We start from the raw sequence: 3,058 nt of genomic DNA, 5'->3' as shown, positions 1-3,058 counted from the left end.
GCCCGCTGCCCGCCATCACGGCCCCTGGCGGCCGGCTGCAGCGCGCCGAAGGCCCCGCCACCGGCTTCGACACGCTGGTGGTCATCACCAGCCCCGGCCGCTTCGCCCTCGCCGCCGAGGCCGCGACACCGGTCACCCTGCAGCTGGTCGACCTGCTCGCCGGCCCCGGCGAGGTTTTTGCCAATCGCGTCGATGCCTGGCTGGACCGCGGCACCTACCAGCTGCGGCTGCGCGGCGAGGCGGGGGCCGCTGGCAATGCCCGCCTGACCCTGACCCCCTTCGCGCCGCAGCCGGCGCAACGGCTGCTGCCCGGCCAGACCCTGGCCACCACGCTCGCCGACCGGCAGACCGCCGAGGCCTGGATCGTCGTGCCGACCCGCCGCCGCCTGCGCCTGGAGGCCGCCGGCCGGGCGCTGGCCGACCTGCAGCTGTGGCGCGACGGCCGCGACCTGGTGCCGCTGACCGCGGCCTCGACGGAACTACGCGCCGAGCCCGCCCATCCGCTGCGCCGCCTGCTGCTGACCCCGGTGCTGGAGCCCGGCAGCTACCGCCTGACCGCCGCCGGCGGGCCGCCCTTGGCCTGGACCGATGGCGCGGCGGAATCCCCGCTCTGGCTGCGGCTGGACGGCCCCGCGGTGCTGACCGAGGGCGCCTTCACCGACCGCATCGGGCCCTTCGGGTCGAATGTCTATCGCCTCGACCACGGCGCCTCGCTGCTGCACTTTTCTCTGTTGGAGCCTGCGGTCTTTGCGGCCAGCCTGTCCGTCGAAGGGCGCGTGCGCCAGCGCCAGTCGATGACCGAGAAAAGCCGCAGCCCCATCCTGACGCTGCGCGGCGGCAATGCCAGCGAGGCGCCCTTCGAACTGGTGGTCGAAGGTCGCCCCGGCCAGGAATTTTCTGCCCGCAGCTTCGGCGGCCCGGCGCGGCTCGCCGCCCAGGCCCCGGGCGACTTCTTCCTGGCGGCCGAGGCGCCCGCCGCCGGCGGCGACGCCCTGCCGCTGCAGGCCGTGCTGCTGCTGCGCAAATCCGGCGAGGGCGAACGCATGATCGCCGGCCGGGCGCCGCAGCTGGATGGCCGCCGCAATTGGCGCGCGCGCTTCAACCTGGCCGGCAGCGCCCGGCTGCTCTTCGAGGTGACCGAGGCGGGGCCGGTCGCGCTCACCAGCCAGGGCATCCCCGTCACCGCGCGGCTGACCCGCTTCGGCGCCGCCGCCGAGGGCGCCGGCCCGCTGCCCCCGGCGCCGCCCTGGGACCTCGCCCCCGGCTGGTACGGCCTGTCGCTGACCGCGGGCGACACCGGCGGCATCGCCGACATCACCCTGGGCCGCCCGGGCCTGCCGCCACCGGCGCCCGAGCGGCAGCCGGCCGGCCCGGCCCTGCCCTTCGGCCGCCACGCCTTGGCCGAGGGCGAGAGCTTCCGCCTGCTGGCCAACCAAGGCGAGGTCGCGCTGCTGGCCGCCCGGCTGCCCTTGCCCGATGCCGTGCTGCCGCTGACCGTGACCCAGCCGGCCGGCGAGGCGCTGCGACTGCCGCTGCCGGAAGGCGTCGTCGCCACGGCCGAGGGCGCCCGCCTGCCCGTCTCGCGCGACGGTGGCATCGCCGCGGCGCCGGCCACCCGCCAGGTCACCCTGTCCCGCCCTGCCGCCGTGACGCCGATCCCGCCGGTCGCGCCGCAAGCCGCGCCCGACCTGCCGCTGCTGCGCCCCGGCGTGCCGCTGGCCCTCGACCTGGCGCGCGAGCAAAGCCGCGAGGTCGCGCTGGAGCTGGCCGAAGGCGGGCTGCTGCGGGTCGAAAGCCTGGGCCGGCTGCAACTGGGGGCGCGGCTCGGCACCTCCTTCCTGCCCGAGCTGGCCGAAGCCTCGGCCAATGGCCCCGGCGGCAATTTCGTCATCCAGCGCGCGCTGGGCGCCGGGCGCTACCGGCTCGCCGTCACCGCCCAGGACGGCGAAGGCCGGCTGCGGCTGCAGGCGCGCCCGGCGCCGCTGCTACCGGCGCCGACGCTGGCCCCCGGCCAGGTGCTGCGCCTGGCGCTGCCGGCCGGCCAGGGCGCGCGGGTGCCGCTGAAGGTGACCACCCCCGGCCCGCACCGGCTGGAGCTGCCGCAGCCCGGCGCCCCGCTCGCCGCCCGGCTGGAAGACGCCGAGGGCTGGCCATTGACCCAGCCCGGCATCGCCGATGGCCTGGTCATCGAGCTGGCCGCGGGCGACTACCAGCTGGTGGTGGAACCCCCGCTCGGCGCCACGCCGCAGCCGGCGCGGCTGGCCGCGCGGCTGGTGCCGCTGGCCTCGCCTGCCGCGGCGGTCGAAGGCGCCGGCCCGCACCCGCTGCCCTTCGCCCGCGCGCAATCCCGGCAATGGCGCGAGACCACCCCGCGCGCCCCTGACCTCTGGGATTTTTCTGTCAGGGGGGACGCCGACGTCACCCTGTCGCTGACCGAGGGCATGTCGGGGATCCTGACCGCGCGCGACGGCGGCCCGGTGCTGGCCCGCATCGGCGACGGCTCGCCCTTCGCCGGCAAGCTGGCGGCGGGCGTCTATCGGCTGGCGGCCAGCGCCATCGGCCGCAACGACCGGCTGGATTATCGCGTCAGCCTGGACAGCGACGCGCTGCAGCCCGGCGCGCCGCGCCGGGTGACGCTGCCCGCTACCCTGCCGCTGGCCATCGCCGAGGACCGTGTCGTCGCGATCCAGACCTTCGGCGCCGTCCCGCTGCGCGCCCGGCTGCTGGACGCCGAGGGCCGCCCGGTCGCCCAGCAGGCCGGCGACGAGCGCGACTGGAATTTTTCGGTCGGCATGCCGCTGCCGGCGGGGCGCTACAGCCTGGAGCTTTCGTCGCTCGCGCCGCCGGCCGATGGCGACGAAGAGCCGACGGAGGAGGCGCCCGACGAAAACCTCGGCCCGCCGGCGATCCCCGCCGGGCAGGTCGAGGTCGCGCTGGACCTGCCCGAGGCCCTGCCGCCCCGCCCGCTGCCCGCCGGCGCCGAGGTGACCGTCGAAGGGCCGGGGGTGCATCGGTTTACAAAACCGGTGACTGACAGCCCCGGCCTGCTGCTGGCGCG

General features: G+C 77.0%; 1 protein-coding gene. It reads left to right on the top strand.

Annotated elements, in window-relative coordinates; translation table 11 throughout:
* Nucleotides 1-3,058, top strand: a 3,058-nt coding sequence (locus tag GVN67_RS28560; protein WP_200845438.1) for a hypothetical protein, incomplete at both ends; no start/stop codon positions are given.

It is taken from the genome of Roseomonas sp. 18066 (assembly GCF_902706185.1).
In the GTDB taxonomy this organism is placed as follows: Bacteria; Pseudomonadota; Alphaproteobacteria; order Acetobacterales; family Acetobacteraceae; genus Pseudoroseomonas.
This window is presented reverse-complemented; position numbering and strand designations above follow the sequence as displayed.